We start from the raw sequence: 16,942 nt of genomic DNA, 5'->3' as shown, positions 1-16,942 counted from the left end.
GAGAGCCGCGGAAGGGGCAAGCCACGCCTGCACTCGCCTCACCCCCGCATCGCATGCTCCGCTCCCTCCCCCGCAAGCGGGGGAGGGCCGGGGTGGGGGCGAGCCGCACACGAACTCGCCTCAACACTCACGACCACGCGCTTCGCTTTGCTCCCCTCCCCGCACGCGGGGAGGGCTGGGGTGGGGGAGAGCGCGCCTCAGAACGACCCGTGGATGTCGGTCACCACCACGACCTTCTCGTTGACGAACTCGGTCAATCCCAGGTCGATCAACTCATGGCCATAACCCGAGTTCTTGACCCCGCCGAACGGGATATCCGCCTTCACGCCGGTGGGCTGGTTGATGTAGACCATGCCGGTCTCCAGCCGCGCCGCCACGCGCTTGGCCCGCTCGGTGTCCTGGCTGAAGACCGAACCGCCCAGGCCATACGGCGAATCGTTCGCCAGCTTGACCGCCTCGTCCTCGTCGGCGACGCGGTAGACCTGGCTCACCGGCCCGAAGAACTCGGTGCGGTAGGCCGGATTGTCGGCGGTGATGCCGGTCAGCAGCGTCGGCTGATAGAACGCGCCCTGCGTGGGCACCGGCGCGCCCAGCGTCTCGGCCTTCGCGCCATTGGCAATGGCTTCCTCGACCTGCCGCGCCAGCCCGTCGCGCGCGCCCTGCGACGACAGCGGCGCCAGCGTCGTGGCCGGGTCCATCGGATCGCCAGCCTTCAGCGCAGCCACGCCGGCGCGGTAGTGCTCGAGGAATTGGTCATACACCGGCGCCTCGACGATGATGCGCTTGGACGACACGCACACTTGGCCGGCATTCCAGTGGCGGCCGAACACCGCCCACTTCGCGGCCTGCGCCACGTCCGCGTCCGACAGCACGATGAATGCATCGGCGCCGCCCAGTTCCAGCGTGCTCTTCTTCATGTACTTGCCCGCCAGCGCCGCCACCGCCGAGCCTGCACGCTCGCTGCCGGTCAGTGCCACGCCACGCACGCGCGGGTCGGCGACCACGCGCTCGACGTTGTCGTGCGAGACGAACAGGTTGGTCAGCAGCCCGTCCGGCGCGCCGGCATCGCGGAACAACTGCTCCATCGCCAGCGCCGACTGCGGCACATTGGCCGCATGCTTGAGCACGATCGCATTGCCTGCGGTCGCCTGCGGCGCGGTGATGCGGATCACCTGATAGAACGGGAAATTCCACGGCTCCACCGCGAACAGCACGCCCAGCGGTTCCTTGACCAACTGCACGTCGGTCTCACCGAAGCCCTCGGCGGGCAGATAGCGCGGCCCCATCGCCTTGGCGCCATGCTGGACGTAGTAATCGAGGATCTTCGCGCACAGCTCGACTTCTGCCTCGGCCTCGCCGATCAGCTTGCCCATCTCCAGGGTCAGGATCTGCGCGTACTCGCGAGGCTTGGCGCGTAGCAGCTCGGCGGCGCGGCGCAGCACCTGCGCACGCTGCTCGAACGAGGTCTCGCGCCAGCGCAGGAACGCGGCGTGCGCGCGGCCCACGGCCGCGTCGATCTCAGCCGGCGTGGCCTCCTCGAACGTCTTGACGGTCTCGCCGGTGTAGGGATTGGTGGTCGCAAATGCCATGGGTGTCTCCTTCGCAGGGATGGGCAGCTCGTGGACACAACAGGCAGGGTGAGCTGTCCAAGGAGACCCTGCGTCGGCGGCGTCGCGATGCAAGCGGCTGCGTCCGGTCACCAGCACGTTGGGGCGCGACGGCGGCCCGGCAATGCGACACGATGCCGCGGGCGCAGAACGATGCGTGCCGCTCGCAGGTGTGCTGTGGAGGCGGTTGTTTGCACAAGACGGCCGCCATCGCATGGCGGCTGCGTCCCGGTGCCCTACGATGCCCGCCCGTTCGTCCGCTGCCACGCCATGTCCGCCCGTCGTCCTGACAAGCCGCCCCGCGATGCCCGCTTCGCAAGTGCCTATCCGCCGGAAGCCGCCGTCGCCCGGCTGGCCGCCGGAGTGCGGCGACGCGGCATCCTGCCGCCGCGCGAAGAGGTCATGATCGGGCGGGTCCAAGAGCGGCGGGTCGTGCTCGAGCGCCACGTCCCGCGCACGCGCAACGCCTTCAAGCCAGTGTTCGTCGGCCGCTTCCAACCCGTGGGCGCCGGTAGCGTCCTCGTCGGCCGCTTCGCCATGCACTGGAGCGTGCGCGCATTCCTCACGTTCTGGTTCGGCTTCGCCGTGGTGTGGACGGGCGCTGTGATCGCGCAAGGGATCGCCGGCACACCGCGCGCCTGGCTGCTGCTGCCGGTCGGCATTGTGCTGGGGGTGATCGGCGCCGGCCTCCTTGCGCTCGGTCGGAGCCTGGCGCAAACCGATATCGCCTGGCTCTCGGCCCGCATCGCCGCCGCGCTCGAGTCCCCGCCGGCCGAGTGATTGCACCGCACGCTCGGCGGCACGCGCCTACAATGGCAGGCCCTTCGAGACGGCCTGCGCATGGCGCCCAACGCGACGATCTACCGGCTGGAACTGCAGGTCAGCGACATGGACCGGCATTACTACGCCGAGCACAACCTCACGCTCGCCCAGCATCCGTCCGAGACTCCGAACCGGCTGATGGTGCGGTTGATCGCGTTCGCGCTGTACGCCCACGAGCGGCTGGAGTTCGGCCGCGGCCTGAGCAACGACGAAGAACCCGACCTGTGGCTGCGCGACTACACCGGCGACATCGAGCAGTGGATCGACCTTGGCCAGCCCGACGAAAGCCGCATCCGCAAGGCCTGTGCCCGGGCGCGCAGCGTCGTCGTGGTGAGCTACAGCGGCGGCAGCGCCGAGATCTGGTGGAGCAAGCAGGCCGCCACGCTCGCGCGGCTGAAGAACCTGACCGTCCTCGATCTCGACCCGGCCGACGTTGAGGCCGCTGTCGGCTTGCTGGAGCGCGGCATGCGCCTGACCGCGATGATCCAGGATGGCGAACTGCAGTTGATGAGCGACCGCGCCAGCGTTGCGCTGACGCCGCGGGTGCGGATGGCGCCGACGGGGTAGGGCGCACGCCGGAAGTGTCAGGACGATGCACCGCGTTGCCGCCTGCGGTTGCGGCGCGCCTGTGCCTCGGGCATGGTCCGCGTCACGACGAACGCACATCACAGCGGATATCGAGTGCCCGCCTACCAGCCTCCGTTTCAGTTGACCTGGTTGGGAGCCGACTCGGTTCGAAGATCTGCTGGCCGCGCATGCACTTCTGATGGCCGGCTTGCAGGAGGATGCCGGCAGGCTGCGCGCGGGTGATGTCGGTGTCTACCGTGGCGAGCGGCTCATCCATATGGCGCCTCCGACCAGCCAGTTGCCGCGGTTGATTGGCGACTTGCTGGATTGGCTCGGCATGACTGATGCGCATCCGCTGATTGCGTCGGCTGCCTTCCACTACGAATTCGAGTTCATTCATCCCTTCAGCGATGGCAACGGGCGGATGGGGCGGCTTTGGCAGACCCTGATCCTGAGCCGTTGGCAGCCGATCCTGGCGTATCTGCCAGTCGAAACTGTGATCAAAGCTCGCCAACATGCGTACTACGCCGAATTGGGGGCAGCGGACGCCAAGGGGGATTGCTCGTCCTTCGTCGAATTCATGCTTGATGCGATCGAGACGAGTCTGCAGGAGGCCGTCCAACCGGAAACGCCGGGGAAAACGCCGGGGAAAACGCCGGACCGCATCCTCGGCTTGTTGGCCGACACGCCAACATTGTCGATTCCAGAACTCGCCGCGCGGCTCGGCAAGTCAGAACGTGCCATTGAACGCGCCATTCGCACGCTTCGCGATGCCGGGCGTCTGGCCCGGATCGGTCCCGCCAAGGGCGGGCGCTGGCAGGTCCTGCCATAACGACGATCCGTGGCATCGACAAACGCGTCGGTGGCGATGCCGCGGATGCATCGTCATTGCGCAATGGCCTCGGTCATGCAGACAGACATCACCGCCAAACAGGTCCCGTCCTGCCTACTGCGTCGCGACGCCGCTGGCCCTGCTGCCACTGCGCCGGGTCCAGCCTTGCACCGCCAGCGCAAACGCCAGCAACACCAGCAGCGCGGGCACGAAGCTGCCCGGGCCCAGGCGTTCGAGCAGTAACCCGCCGATCAGGCCGCCGCCGGCGATCGCCGTGTTCCAGGTCGTTACGAGCATCGATTGCGCGACATCCACCGCGTCGCCCGCCGCATGCGCCAGCGCGGTCTGGAACAACGTCGGCACGCCGCCGAAGGCCAGGCCCCAGAGCGCGACGGCGCTATAGACCAACGCCGGTGTGCCAACGACTGCGGCCAGCAACAACGCAGCCAGGCCGAACAGCAACGTCGCCGCTAGTGTGAGCAGGCGCAGGTGGCGGTCGATCCAGACACCGACCACGCCGATTCCGGCCAGCGACGCCACTCCAAACACCAGCAACACGCGATCGGTGCTGGCGCGCATGTCCGCCGAGGCCAGGAACGGCGCGATGTAGGTGTAGAGGATGTTGTGCGCGAGTACGAACGTCAGTACCAGCCACAGCACAGGTGCGATCCCCGGCAACCGCGCCACCTGCGCCAGCGGACGACGTCGACCACTCGGCTGCCCCGGAAAGTCCGGCACCTGCAGCCACACCCAGGCCGCGGCGACCAAGGCCAGCACGCTCATCACGCCGAAGCTGGCGCGCCAGCCGAGCCAGCCGCCGAGGAACGTGCCGGCCGGCACGCCCAGCGCCAGCGCGACCGGCGCGCCAAGCATCGCCACGGCGATCGCGCGCCCGGCCTGCGACGGCGGCACCAGGCGCGCCGCATAGCCGGCCAGCAGCGCCCACAACAGCCCGGCCGAGACCCCGGCCACGCCGCGCGCGAGCAAGGTCAGCGCGTAGCTGCCCGATAGCGCAGTGACGGTATTGGCGACCAGGAACCCCGCGATCGCAGCCAGCAGCAGTGGCCGCCGCCGCAGGCCCTGCGTGGCGGTCGTGAGCGGGATCGCCGTCACCAGCGAGCCCACGGCGTACACCGTGACCGTCTGCCCGGCCCAGGCCTGCGTGACCCCCAGGCCGGCGGCCATCTGTGGCAGCAGCCCGGCCGGCAGCGCCTCGGTCAGGATGGTCACGAAGCCGGCCATCGCCATGGCCAGCAACGGGCCGAACGGAAGCGGCGCAGGGGAGGGCGAAGGCGATGCGGACACGGCGCGGGCTCGGACCAGGACGGGGCGCCATCGTCTGTCGCCGTCGATTACAGATAAAGCGGGCTATAGTTCCTGGCTCTACGGACACAAACGTCCGGAATCGGGAAGATCGACCGTGGACCGCCTGAGTGGCTTCGCCGTGTTCGTGCAGGTGGCCGAAACCCGGAGTTTCGTTGCCGCCGGGCGGTTGCTCGGCGTCTCGGCCTCGGCGGTGGGCAAGCGGGTCGCCCGGCTCGAGCAGCGGCTGGGCGTGCGCCTTTTCCATCGCAGCACCCGCAGCATCACCTTGACCGCCGAGGGCGCCACGTTTCTCGAACGCAGCCGCCGCGTACTCGCCGAGATCGAGGCAGCCGAGCAGGAGATCGCACAGGCCGCCGCCATGCCGCGCGGTCGCCTGCGGGTGAGCCTGCCGCTGGTCAGCGGCCTGGTGCTGCCAGCGCTGGGCGAGTTCATGGGTGCCTATCCAGAGATCGAACTGGACCTGGATTTCACCGATCGCCTTGTCGACGTCATCGACGAAGGCTTCGATGCAGTGGTGCGGACCGGCGTGCCCGGCGACTCGCGCCTGGTTGCGCGTCATCTGGGCGACTTCGAATTGATGCTGGTGGCCTCGCCCGGCTACCTGGCCGAGCGCGGCACACCGGCCACGCCGGATGATCTGCTGGCGCACGCCTGCATGCATTTTCGCTTTCCCAACAGCGGCAAGCTCGAGCCCTGGCCTCTGCGCCGACCGCCGGGCGCAGCCGAGCTGCAACTGCCGGTGGCGATGATCTGCAACAACATCGAGACCCGCCTGTGCTTCACGATCCAGGGGCGCGGCATCGCCTGCCTGCCGGACTTCGCGGTACGCGAGGCGCTGGCCGACGGCAGGCTGCAACGCGTACTGCCGGCGCATGCCGGGCGGACGGCGGCGTTCCACCTGCTCTGGCCAGCAAGCCGGCATCCCGCACCGAAGGTCCGCGCGCTGGTCGACTTCCTCGGCGCACGGCTGTTTCCTGCGACCGCGCCTGGTCACGATGCCGGCCCGTCCCCCGCGAGGGATGCAACGTGATCCATCCCACCTCCCACGCGTGACCATCATCACGTAATCTTCACTACAGGTCGGGCAGCCGCTGCCGATACGAGAAATCCGGGCAGTGCGACACCGCGTCGCAGACCGGGGAGGGCGATCGACGGCGGCGCGCCGGTCGGCCAGGGAACGCCAGCGCGCCAGTGTCTTGCTGGGGACCTGTCCATGTCGCATCGCGCCCGTTCGCATTCGTTGCTGTTGCCGTGGCTGCTTGCTGCCGCCGTTCCCTCACTGGCCGCCGACCCGGCAACCGCTGCATCCTGCACGACGCCGGACGACTTGCCGGCCTGCGTCACCGACCTCACCTCGCGCGACCCGGCCGCGGCCCTGCGCATCGGCGAACCCGCCTGGCAGGCGAGTATGGCCGCTGCGCCGGATGTCGCGCTGGGCCTGGCGCTGGTCGACGCCGCGAGCGCCGCCGGCCGACGCGACGCCGTGATCGAGATCGGCAGCGCGCTGCGCACCGGCGCGCAACTGACGCCCGAGCAGACGCTGCGCCTGCTCAAGAAGCTCAACGGCGCCATCGGGCAGGCCCGCGATGCCGCGCGCATCGCCGAACTCGAAACCGAGACCGCGCGGCTGGAAACCCGCCTCGGCGGCGAGCAGGACCTTGCCGAACTGTGGCGGCAACTCGCCGCGTCCTACTACAACATGGGCGCGCAGGACGACGCCTTGCGCGTGGCGCGCATCGCGCTGTCGAAGGTGCCCACGCACCCGCACCTGGTGGAATACAACGCCAACCAGATCGTCTTCATCATTTCCGCCCAGCAAGGCCGCATGCCCGAGGCGATCGAGGCCTTGCTGGAGGTCGAGCGCGTGGGCAAGGCGCTCAACCGCCCGGCCGACCCGGCCTTGCTCCAGAACGCCACCGGCGTGTTCGTCTACGCCCAGGACTGGCCCAAGGCCATCGAGTACGGCCGTCGCGCGCTGGCCGCCTACGACGCCAAGCCCCGGCCCGGCCTGCCGCGTGCCGAGATCCTCAGCAACCTCGGCTCGGCCTACGAAGGCGCCGCCCGACTGGGCCAGGCCGAAGCGCTCTACCGCCAGGCGCTCGACAGCGCCCGCGCCGAAGGCGCCTCGCCAGTGGCCGCCCTCAACAACCTGGCCAACGTGCTGCGTCGCCTCAATCGCCCGCGTGAAGCATTGCCGCTGCTGCGCGAGGCCGCGGGCGCGATCGAAGGGGCCGGCGACAACGGCGATGCCGCGATCGTCTACTCCAACATCGGCGCCACCCACGCGGACCTGGGCGAACACGAGGCCGCGGCCGTCGCATTCGAGCGCTCGCGTGCACTGTTCGCGCAGTCCGACAACGTGCCCCGCCGGCTGGAGCTTTACCCGCGCATGATCGACACGCTCGATGCGCTGGGCCGCCACCGCGAGGCGCTTGCGCTGATGCGCGAATACAAGACGCTCAACGACGAATCGGTGAACGTCGAATCGCGCACGCGTATCGCCGAACTCGAATCGGCCATCGGCCTGGCCCGCAAGGAGAGCGAACTGGCCGCCGTCGAGCGTGCCCGCGCCGACGAACAGGTCGCCTTCGCCGCACTGCAGGCCAGCGAACAGCGCCAGCGCAGCATCGTCTACGGCCTGCTGGCGGCGCTACTGGCGCTGGGCACCTTCGTCGTACTGAAGCTGCGCGAAGGCCGCCGCCGCCGTCACGCCAACGCCGAACTCGCCCGCAAGAATGTCGAGATCGAGGCCCAGCACCGCGAACTCGAACTGCTCAACGCCGCGATCCGCCGCCAGAGCGAAGAAGACGCATTGACCGGCCTGCGCAATCGCCGCTACGTGCAGACCTGGTTGGACATGCGCGTCGCCGCCCAGGCACAAGGTCAAGTGCAGGCACCGATGCTCGTCGCGCTGCTCGATCTCGACCACTTCAAGCGCGTCAACGACCTGCACGGCCATGAAGGCGGCGACCACGCCCTGATGCACCTGGGCGACATCCTGCGCGACTGCGGCCGCACCGGCGACGTCATCGCCCGCTGGGGTGGCGAGGAATTTCTGTGGATCTGCCCCGGCAGCACGTTGGCCGACGCGCCCGCGCTGTTCCGCCGCTTGCGCGAACGCCTGCAGGCCGAACCGCTGGTGCGCCCCACCGGCACTGTCGTGCTCAGTGTTTCCATGGGCGCCAGCCTGTTTCCCGCCCATCCCAGCCGCAGCGGCGACTGGCCGCTGAGCCTGCGCATCGCCGATGCCGCGCTGTATCGCGCCAAGCACGAAGGCCGTGGCCGCTGGGTGGGCTACGCGATCGCCGGCGATGGCCCGCTGCTGGCCGACGACGAACTCGACCTGGCCGTGGACCTGCTGGAAACGCGCGGGCGGCTGCGTCGGGTCGGGGATGTGGCCATGACACCCGCGCACTGACGGGGCGCGGCGTCGCCATCGCGCAGTGTGGACGTCGTATGCCGCTGAACGAGTGTGAACGCTTGGCTATCGACAGCCCGATGAACAGGGCGGCCCCGGGTTGACCCTAGCTGGTCCGCGCACGGGCCCTGGCTACCCTTTCAGGCATCTTTTCCAAGCCAGGGTGACAGCATGGGCGTCGACGGCATCCAGCAATGTAACGATCTGAATGCAATCGCGGACAACGTCCTCAAGGAAGGCGACAGGCCCTTCTGGGGAGACGATCTGGACGGTCGGCTCGATTTCTTCGCCGAGCAACTGACTGAGGTTCGGCCCGAAGAGCGCAGCGAACTCATCGACACCCTCCTGGAGAAGGATGGCGGCGCGACGATGTCCTGGCTGACGTCCGAGAAGCTGGACAAGCTGGTCGGCGACGGCCGCATCACCGACCTCGAACGCGAGACGATCACGCAAGCCGTGGCCGATGCCTACGTCGATGGCGCCATTGGCTTCCAGGACGTGGCCAGCTTCACGAACATCTTCGGCAACGGCGCTGTGGCGCCGGCTGGTCTCAACCCGAATGGCGCGGTGGTCACCGACACCATCGACGCACTGGCCAACAGCGCCAATGGCACTGCGTTCATCGAGAAGTTTGCAGGTGAGTGCCTGTCCGGGCGCATCCTGGCCGAACCGCCGATGTTCACGCCAATGGAGCAGGGCAACTTCGCCGGGGTCATGCTCAACGCGCTCGACCAGGCCGGCGGCACGGCCTCCGTCAATGCCGTGCTGTCGGGCCTGTCCGGCGACGCGCGCAGCACCTTGCAGGAGGTGGTCTCCGCCCATGGCATGGCATTCACCAACCCGGCCTTCGAAGGCCGGGATGTGCGCGACCCGATGGCGATCCTGATCGACACCGTCTCCGAGCACGGCACGTCGCAGGATGTGAACGATTTGGTGCGCTTCGTGGGTGACAACGCCAGCGGCGATGCCTTCGACAATCATTACTTCGACCATCAGAACAAGCCGCTGCCGCAGCGTGCCGAGGCACTGAGCGACCTGTTCGTGAACCACTCGGACGCTATCCTCAACGAACTCACGGTGGGCAACGAGGGCAAGCCGAGCGGCTCGACCAACCCCAATGAGACCCACGTCGGCAACGACCTGGCCACCTTGTCCAACCTGTTCCGCCTGACTGGCCTCAACCCCGACAACCCGAAGGCCTCGCAGGTGATGGACGCCGTGGCGGACTTCACGACCGACGCCATCAACATCAGCAACAAGCTCGAGGGTGTGGATGACGTGGACGGCAACGGCGTTGTCGATCACCAGGATCTGCGCATGATCGAGGGCGCCACCGCGGATGTCGCCATGATCACCGCGGCGCTGCAGGATGCGGTGGCTACCGGCTATGCCGACCTTGAGGCCGACAACGCGGCCCGCGACGCAATGGCCGGCTTCCTGATCGATGTGGCGGTCTCGGCCATCCCCGTGGTGGGCTCGAAGGCCTCCGGGCCGATCGCCGATGCCGTTTCTGACGCGCTGGGCGGCCTGAGCGAAGGCGTTCGCGAGGAAATCGCCGACGCCCTGGCCAGCATCCCCGAGGAATTGCTGACCACCGCGCAGGGCCAGCTGACCGATACCGCGAAGGCCGCCATCATCGACGCCCTGCCGGAGGACTACCAGTACCTGGAGGGCATCTCCCAGGATGCCGAGAAGTTCATCTTCGACACCATCTACGCCCAGGCCGCCCGCATCAACGACCTCTCCAATACCGTGCAGAAGTACCGCGGCTTCATCGATTCGGCGCGCGGCTGAGCACTGAGCGCGTCACGCTCGACAGCAGGACAGGGCCGGGCAACCGGCCCTGTCCTTTTGGGCGACACATAGCGAGAGGGCGCGCACCGCTCACAGGCTTGCGCGACTTGGCGATCAGCGGCCGACCGGCGTCGCCGTCACTTCAACGGCGGCATCGCCCTGCAGCCGCGCCACAAGCTCGGCCGCACGCGTCGGCTCATAGGCGATTGCGACAAGCGTAGCACCGCGCCGGTGCCCTCACGTCGAGCGACGGCGGCACATAGCGCCCACCAAGCGTGGCGATGGATTCGAGGTCGGCCGCGTTGCGTGCGTGAACCGCTCTGCCCTCGACGGCATCGGCGAAGCGCGCCACTACGTCCCCCACCAGGCCTCGGGGCGCAGGTCCGCGCTTTCTCTCTCTCAAGGGATCGCTCATACCAGACCCAGCGTGAATGGACCGGGTTGAAAAGACGGTGTCCATCGCGGATCATGCATCGCAATTGCAACGCAAGGTGCCGTATGAAGACTGCCACCCTCCCATCTCTGCGTGTCGACCCCGCACTCCGCCAAGCGGCGGAAGCCGTGCTGCAGGAGGGCGAGACGCTCTCGAGCTTTGTCGAACAATCGGTACGCGCCCAGGTCCAGTTGCGGCAGCAGCAGGACGCTTTCATTGCCCGCGGCCTGGCTGCGCGTGAGAGCGCACGACGCTCCGGAAAATACGCCTCCGCGCACGACGTTCTTGAAAGCCTGAAGAACCGATTGGACCAAGCTCGGGGAGTTTGATTCTTGGCATTCGACGTTCGTTTCACGGAAGAGGCGCAGCACGATCTTGAGCGTCTCTACGACTGGCTGCTGCAACGCGCAGACGGTGACTTCACTACGGCCGAGCGTGCGCTACAGGTGATTCGGGACGGCACGTCAGTGCTGGCAGTCGCGCCGCTCGCATGTCGAAAGGCGACCGCCCATGATCCCTTTCTACGCGAGCTCGTCGTCGGCTTCGGCGCCAGCGGCTACGTGTTGCTGTTCGAGGTAGAAGATAGCCGAACAGTGACCGTGCTGGCGGTGCGCCACCAGCGAGAGGATGATTACCGGTGATCGTGCTAGTTAGGAAGGCTGTGCATGATGCTGCGACTGCTGAATGGGCTGCCAAGAGCTCGACGTAACGTAGGGTTTTCTTGGGTTGACAGTAGATTTTTAGCCTTGCATTACCAGATGCAAACCCGACCCTGTTCTTGGGTGCCGCGCCCGATCGACGCGTGGCTGAGACTGAGCGCTTCTCTCTGAATCACACGGCGCCTGGCAAGCGGGCTGTCTTGATTGGCGATACAGGCGCGGAGTGGACGGACACGCGTGTCCGGAGCCACTTCCGCGCGTGTAAAGCCCTGGCGAACAGCAGGTGACGGGTGTCGCACTCCATGTTGATGTGCGCATCGTCCGGTGGTGACGCTACCTCGGCACCGTGAGTGCGTAGGTGGTTAGTCCGCTGTCGACCTATTGCGGACATTGTACATCCACGCCTACTCGCGCAATCCATGCTTCAAGGGCTAGCGATCACTCGCAGGTCGACGTTCGCAATATCACGCAGATACATGTAACTAGTACCAAGCACGGTCCTTACACTGTCCGTAACAGCAGTCGCAGAAAAAGCAGGCTGCACAATGAAGAACCCCATTCTCATTTCAATATCCCGCGCTTTGAGCCTCAAAATGTCGATCTGCAGCGGTGTTCCCTTTAGTAATCGTTGGGTGCCGCTGCCTTCGCCCGCGCCATATCGATCTAGCAAGCGCTGGAAGAGCGCGGGGCCCTTGTGGAGCCATTTTGCAGACCTGCTTGCCTGCCCAGCTACTACATACGCATCGTCCACACGTGCTCCGGGTCGTTGACCGATGCCGCAATATTTGCAGTGGTAGAGATCCACCGCGATGTGGTCAGGTGCTTCTCGGATTGCGACAAGGTCCGCAATCTCACCGGCGCCGTCATCGTTGAAAATGATGTCGTAGCTATCAAAAATCTTCTGAAGCGTAAATCCTTGGACCGAATCGAAGTCCGCGGAATGGGTCATCGATTCTTTATGGATATTAGTATTTCCCCAATTCCAAGTCGATAGAAGGGTGTCTGGCAGCAAGACATTAAGCGTGGCGTGGGTGAAGTAGCGATAGTTCCCAATGAGGATGGAGCCGTCAGCCTGTAGCAATCGCATGCGTTCGCGATCCAGGTAGTCATTGAGATCGTGCTCTTTACTGCCAATAAGTAGAGTGGCGCGGTCGCTCGAATACCGGTAGCCATAATTATCAAGGTGGATCCTAATAGTTGTCAGATCGTGCTCGTTGCCGTTTGGCAAAATCGCCGACAACGCAATGGCTATAGTGTCATCGCTTTCCTTGATTGGCTGGCCCAGCTTTGTATTCAGCAAGGGGTAGGATTCCCCATTTACGGTTATCGCGCAGCGTCCTTCGGTATCGATGCCTAGGGCGTCCGGCCAATCGGCAAAGAAAATTCCGTCAGGCCAACCGCCATTTAGTTTCTCCGCCCGCATGACGTTTCGAAGGATGGCTGCTGTATCGATTGCGGAGTTGTTGATCTTCGAGGCGACGACATCGCACCAATGAACCCAATCGTTAATAGCGCCGGAATCCATCTTCCAGAGCTTGCCTTTGGCCGAGCAGCCCGCGGTAGTGCTCTCCCCGTCTGCGTATCCGGCGCCGAAAATATTGGACTTGATAGACCGACCACTCTCAAGGTCCTCCATCACTCGATTGACGTCTTGCCCAACGTGCATGGTAAATCGTACGTCACGACCAGATCTGCTAAGCCCGACGTTCCGTAGCTTCAGTCTGTTAATTCCGTGCATGATACGAAAGACATCATCGCCGTTGATGCGGCGTGCAGACGGTGCAACAAGAGACTGAAAGCGCGAGGTTTGCCGTTCGTCCCCGGTGCACGAGATGAAGAGGGTCGAATCGCTTTTCCGGTAGTAGGCGAGATATAGATGCCAAGTCGAGCCATAGATGGATTCGCTTCTGGCCCAGGCAATGGGAGCAGTCTCATGGGACACAGCCATTACAATCGACTCGTCGTCGCTTACCGAGTGCAAGTGGAGCGCTTCGCTCCGCGACCCTAGATTTTTTACAGCACGGGGTTGCCAGCTCGATCTCCTCAGGCGATATGCAAGGCAGCTGATGTTAGGTGTTGGATTGAGGGCCGAGATTTTTGCTCCCTCAGAATCGCCTTCGAACCTTGATTCAAATTCCTGGCGCTGCAGTTCCCGTCCGATGCGTTCAGTGCTAACTTCACGAATTATCAAACTCCAATCCGCGCTTTCCTCAAATAGACGCTTCATGGGGCTGTCCGCACGCTGGTTAGCGATGTTGGCAACGAACTTCGCGGTGCCTAGGCGCGTGTCGGTTCGGGTCAGGCGACCAATAAATTGCAATGTGACCGCTGGGCTTTGATGCTGGTCGTGTATTGCGGCGATCTTTAGCTCGGGCAAGTCAAAGCCCTCGCCGAACATGTCGACGCAGACTACGATACGACTTTGCCGAGTTCTTATGCGCTCTAGATCCCTTTGCTTCGTTCTATTGCTATTGCTGTGAATGACAACTGGCTCAAATTCCGGTCCCAACTCGCGGTAAAGCTCAATAATCCGATTGGCTTTAGATATCTTGGAGCATCGCGCCATTAGAATGTGGTCAAACCCGGCTTCTAGGTCGTTGGTTAGTAGCTCAATGGCCTTAGATGCAATGGTTCGATCAATCTCGCTGGCTAAATATTCACGAACAGGGAAGAAATCAATTTTCTGGAAGTAATTGTCTCGCTGCGCTTGGCTCAGGCTATAGTTGAAGATAATTTTGCCTTCTAGCCGTTGCTGGTCGAGGCGGAACGGCGTTGCAGTGAAGTAGATGGCTGGTTTAGATCCAAAAGCGTTTCGAATGCGTTCCCACGTCACGGCGGCAGCGTGGTGAGCCTCGTCAAAGATGAGATGGCTGAAGTGCGCTGCAAAGGCTTCCAGTTCGTTGTTATCGAGTTGGGCCAGCGCGGCAGGCGTCGCGATGATGACGTTTGAGGCTGCGATGGCTTGCACGTCGACTGCGGCATCGTGACCATCGATGCGATGGACGATCGGTGAAATAATTTCGTCGGAAATTGCATCTATTGCCCGTAGGCGTTGCAAGCTGGTCAATCGATCGCCTATCTGGGTTCGAAGCGCATCAGATGGCACGATAAGAAGTGTGCGTTTGAAGCGTCCCGCTATGATGATTGCGAATATCGCGTCCGTTTTTCCCGTGCCGGTAGGCATAACAACTATCCCTGGCACTTCGGGTTCAGAATCGAGATGTGAGAAAACAGAAAACGCAGCAGCTCGTTGAGGCTTTCGGAATCCAGTGAACCCATTGGCTGGTCCTTCGATAGCGAAATTTAGGCTGTGATCGGCCCAGCTGCGGTAAACCAAGTTATCGCGGTAAAAATCGGCATCAACATCCATTTGCTTTCTCCTATGAAACCAGCTTCCGGCGGCGTGCGGTCCGTCTCGATGAATGCGATCCGCGCGAAGTTACATTCTGCCAGTAAAAGCAAGGAATGGAAGTAGGCATAGCTTGGTTTCTGATTCTTCCCGAAAAAAGTAGGCGCCAGGCTTATGGCGTCCAGGGGGGGGCTATAATTGCATGGTAAACAGTAGAAATTGGAGTGTGCGTTTCTGGCCGAAAGCTATCATCACAGATAATTACGCGGTGATTCGATTTCCACATCCGTCGCATACACATAACACCCCTTCATCCCCCGGCTCATCAGCGTCTTATAGGTGTTGCGGATGATTTGATCTACCCGCTCCCGTGTGGCCTCGGGGTCCTGCCTCATCAGCGTCTTGTAACCGCGAATCGAGCGGTCCATGCGCGAGCGGTGCTCGGGGGCGGTGACGAGCTGGCCGTCGCGTGATTGCAGGTCGGGGCCGATGATCACGCCGACGTAGTCCAGCTCCAGGCCCTGACAGGTGTGGATGCAACCGACCTGTTCGACGGAACCATCGGCGACGATCCAGAGGCTTTCGTCCTTCGTCAGGTTCCATTGCGCGCGGTAGTCGAACGCCGGGATCACAATGTCGTCGGCGTTCGGGTTCTTCTTGCTGTTCCAGTCCCAGCAGTAGCCCGCCACGACGCGCGACTTGTTGTTGACCTTGTTTTTCTCTCGGATCAGGTCGTGCAGTTCGACCGGTGAATCAACGATGCGGAAGTCGAAGGCATCGCGGTCGAAGTCCGGGTTGGCGGTCTCGCGCAGGCCCAGCCAGTCGTCGAGCCAGGCGATATAGCCGTCCGAGCCGCTGCAGCGGAACTGCGAGGCCAGTTCCAGCATCGTGACCTGGGCGCCGGCGGCGTTGGCCCACTGGACGAGTTCGTTCGTGTGTCCGATGTCGGCCAGGGTCACGATCTGGTCGTCGTCGACGAAGAAGATCGTGCATTTGGCGCTGCGGATCAGTTCCATCACCTGGTTCTGGCCGAGGTTGCCGTACAGGCCGCTCTTGGCGTTGAGGCGGTGGGCTTCGTCCACGATCAGCGTGTCGAAGACATGGGGCTCGGCGGCGTGGAACCGCCCGGAGCCCGAGAACAGCGCACTGATCTCGGCTTTGCGCAGGTGACCGGCCAGCTTCTGCGCGTAGACCGCGCGAGGGGCCGCGTTCTTGGAGACGTATTGGGTCAGCAGGCCGCGCTTGGTCAGTTCGACTAAGAGGTTCACCGCCACCACGGATTTACCGGTGCCCGGGCCACCTTTGACGATGACCACTTGCTTGCGCTCGGGGCTGGCTTCCACAGACCGCGCCAGGCAGGTCTCGTAGACCACCTTCTGGTCGTCGATCAGCACAAACTCGCGATTGCCCTTGAGCATCTTGACGACGCTGTCGGCCAGCATCTTGGGGGGACGGATGCGGCCGTTCTCGATCTGGTAGAGCAGGGCGCCGTTATCGCCCTTGCGCACGTGCTGACGGATGAACGCGCGCAGTCGCTCCAGCTCATCGTCGCCCCGCAGGAACAGCGGTGCCTTGTCGAGGTAGGGAGCGTAATGCGGGTGCCGGATGACGCCGTCATCGCGGTAGTTGTGCAGGTAGGCGCACGGCCGCAGTTCGGTGCCGCTGTCGTAGACGGCCTCGTTGAAGCCGTCGAGCAGGGCAGCGTAGGACCACGCCTGATAGCTGGGGTGCGGGCCTTCGGTCTCGCTGCGGCCGCCACGGTTGGCGACGATGAGGCCGTCCTTCCCGCTCAGTCGGGCGCTCGACCACTGTTTGAGCTCCACGATCACCACATGCGGCGTGCCGTTCTCGGCATGGCCGGAGAGGATGAAATCGATGCGCTTGCCGCTTTGAGGAATGCCGAACTCGACGCCGACGCCGGTGTCATCGGGAATCTGGCGGTCGCGCAGCACGCGTGCCATCTCGCGCAATGACCCGTGCCAGGCGCGGGACTCGCTCTCGCTGGCGTAGCGCCCGGTCTTTTGCAGGTAGGCATCGCGGATCAGGTCCTCGATGTCGCGGTTGTCGCTGTCGTCGAGGAACTGCTGTTTGGTGGACTGGTAAACGATCACGCGGCCGGTTCCCCCCGGTAGGCC

At 64.4% G+C, this 16,942-nt stretch carries 11 protein-coding genes; 8 read left to right on the top strand and 3 right to left on the bottom strand.

The genetic code is table 11. From position 1 onward, the window contains the following. Positions 1–197: 197 nt before the first annotated feature. On the bottom strand, positions 198–1,589 hold the full coding sequence (locus tag BEN78_00160) for a succinate-semialdehyde dehydrogenase (GenBank protein ASR42063.1): 1,392 nt from the start codon (positions 1,587–1,589) through the stop codon (positions 198–200). Between the two features lie 249 nt (positions 1,590–1,838). Here BEN78_00160 and BEN78_00155 point away from each other — a divergent pair, with 249 nt between their 5' ends. The 3 genes from BEN78_00155 to BEN78_00145 all read left to right on the top strand — a co-directional run bounded on the left by BEN78_00155 (position 1,839) and on the right by BEN78_00145 (position 3,828). Then, on the top strand, positions 1,839–2,387 hold the full coding sequence (locus tag BEN78_00155; protein ASR42062.1) for a hypothetical protein: 549 nt from the start codon (positions 1,839–1,841) through the stop codon (positions 2,385–2,387). 60 nt (positions 2,388–2,447) lie between these two features. Next, on the top strand, positions 2,448–2,996 hold the full coding sequence (locus tag BEN78_00150; protein ASR42061.1) for a hypothetical protein: 549 nt from the start codon (positions 2,448–2,450) through the stop codon (positions 2,994–2,996). A gap of 199 nt (positions 2,997–3,195) precedes the next feature. Beyond that, positions 3,196–3,828 carry a hypothetical protein gene (locus BEN78_00145; protein ASR42060.1) on the top strand — a complete coding sequence of 211 codons (633 nt, stop codon included), beginning with the start codon at positions 3,196–3,198 and terminating at the stop codon, positions 3,826–3,828. Between the two features lie 114 nt (positions 3,829–3,942). Here the strand turns inward: BEN78_00145 and BEN78_00140 are convergent, their stop codons facing one another. Continuing rightward, on the bottom strand, positions 3,943–5,076 hold the full coding sequence (locus BEN78_00140) for an MFS transporter (protein ID ASR42059.1): 1,134 nt from the start codon (positions 5,074–5,076) through the stop codon (positions 3,943–3,945). Positions 5,077–5,248: 172 nt separating this feature from the next. Between BEN78_00140 and BEN78_00135 the strand changes: the two genes are divergently transcribed. The 5 genes from BEN78_00135 to BEN78_00115 all read left to right on the top strand — a co-directional run bounded on the left by BEN78_00135 (position 5,249) and on the right by BEN78_00115 (position 11,440). After that, entirely contained in the window at positions 5,249–6,184 is a 936-nt protein-coding gene (locus tag BEN78_00135) for a LysR family transcriptional regulator (protein ASR42058.1), read from the top strand. 183 nt (positions 6,185–6,367) lie between these two features. Further along, on the top strand, positions 6,368–8,572 hold the full coding sequence (locus BEN78_00130; protein ID ASR42057.1) for a hypothetical protein: 2,205 nt from the start codon (positions 6,368–6,370) through the stop codon (positions 8,570–8,572). Positions 8,573–8,743: 171 nt separating this feature from the next. Then, positions 8,744–10,366 carry a hypothetical protein gene (locus tag BEN78_00125; GenBank protein ASR42056.1) on the top strand — a complete coding sequence of 541 codons (1,623 nt, stop codon included), beginning with the start codon at positions 8,744–8,746 and terminating at the stop codon, positions 10,364–10,366. 498 nt (positions 10,367–10,864) lie between these two features. Beyond that, a complete protein-coding gene (locus BEN78_00120; protein ASR42055.1) occupies positions 10,865–11,128 on the top strand; it encodes a hypothetical protein in 264 nt (87 codons plus the stop codon). Between the two features lie 3 nt (positions 11,129–11,131). Continuing rightward, positions 11,132–11,440, top strand: a complete 309-nt coding sequence (locus BEN78_00115; protein ID ASR42054.1) for a plasmid stabilization protein — start codon at positions 11,132–11,134, stop codon at positions 11,438–11,440. Between the two features lie 3,618 nt (positions 11,441–15,058). Here BEN78_00115 and BEN78_00110 read toward each other — a convergent pair. Next, positions 15,059–16,918, bottom strand: coding sequence for an ATP-binding protein (locus BEN78_00110; protein ID ASR42053.1), 1,860 nt, complete (start codon positions 16,916–16,918; stop codon positions 15,059–15,061). Positions 16,919–16,942 lie beyond the last annotated feature (24 nt).

The organism is Xanthomonas citri pv. mangiferaeindicae, assembly GCA_002240395.1.
GTDB classification, from domain to species: domain Bacteria; phylum Pseudomonadota; class Gammaproteobacteria; order Xanthomonadales; family Xanthomonadaceae; genus Luteimonas; species Luteimonas citri_A.
This window is presented reverse-complemented; position numbering and strand designations above follow the sequence as displayed.

Excerpts from the sequence above, each read along its gene's own strand:
- BEN78_00160 (ASR42063.1), bottom strand. The coding sequence starts at position 1,589 with ATGGCATTTGCGACCACCAATCCCTACACCGGCGAGACCGTCAAGACG.
- BEN78_00150 (ASR42061.1), top strand. The coding sequence starts at position 2,448 with ATGGCGCCCAACGCGACGATCTACCGGCTGGAACTGCAGGTCAGCGAC.
- BEN78_00145 (ASR42060.1), top strand. The coding sequence starts at position 3,196 with ATGGCCGGCTTGCAGGAGGATGCCGGCAGGCTGCGCGCGGGTGATGTC.
- BEN78_00140 (ASR42059.1), bottom strand. The coding sequence starts at position 5,076 with ATGGCGATGGCCGGCTTCGTGACCATCCTGACCGAGGCGCTGCCGGCC.
- BEN78_00130 (ASR42057.1), top strand. The coding sequence starts at position 6,368 with ATGTCGCATCGCGCCCGTTCGCATTCGTTGCTGTTGCCGTGGCTGCTT.
- BEN78_00125 (ASR42056.1), top strand. The coding sequence starts at position 8,744 with ATGGGCGTCGACGGCATCCAGCAATGTAACGATCTGAATGCAATCGCG.
- BEN78_00120 (ASR42055.1), top strand. The coding sequence starts at position 10,865 with ATGAAGACTGCCACCCTCCCATCTCTGCGTGTCGACCCCGCACTCCGC.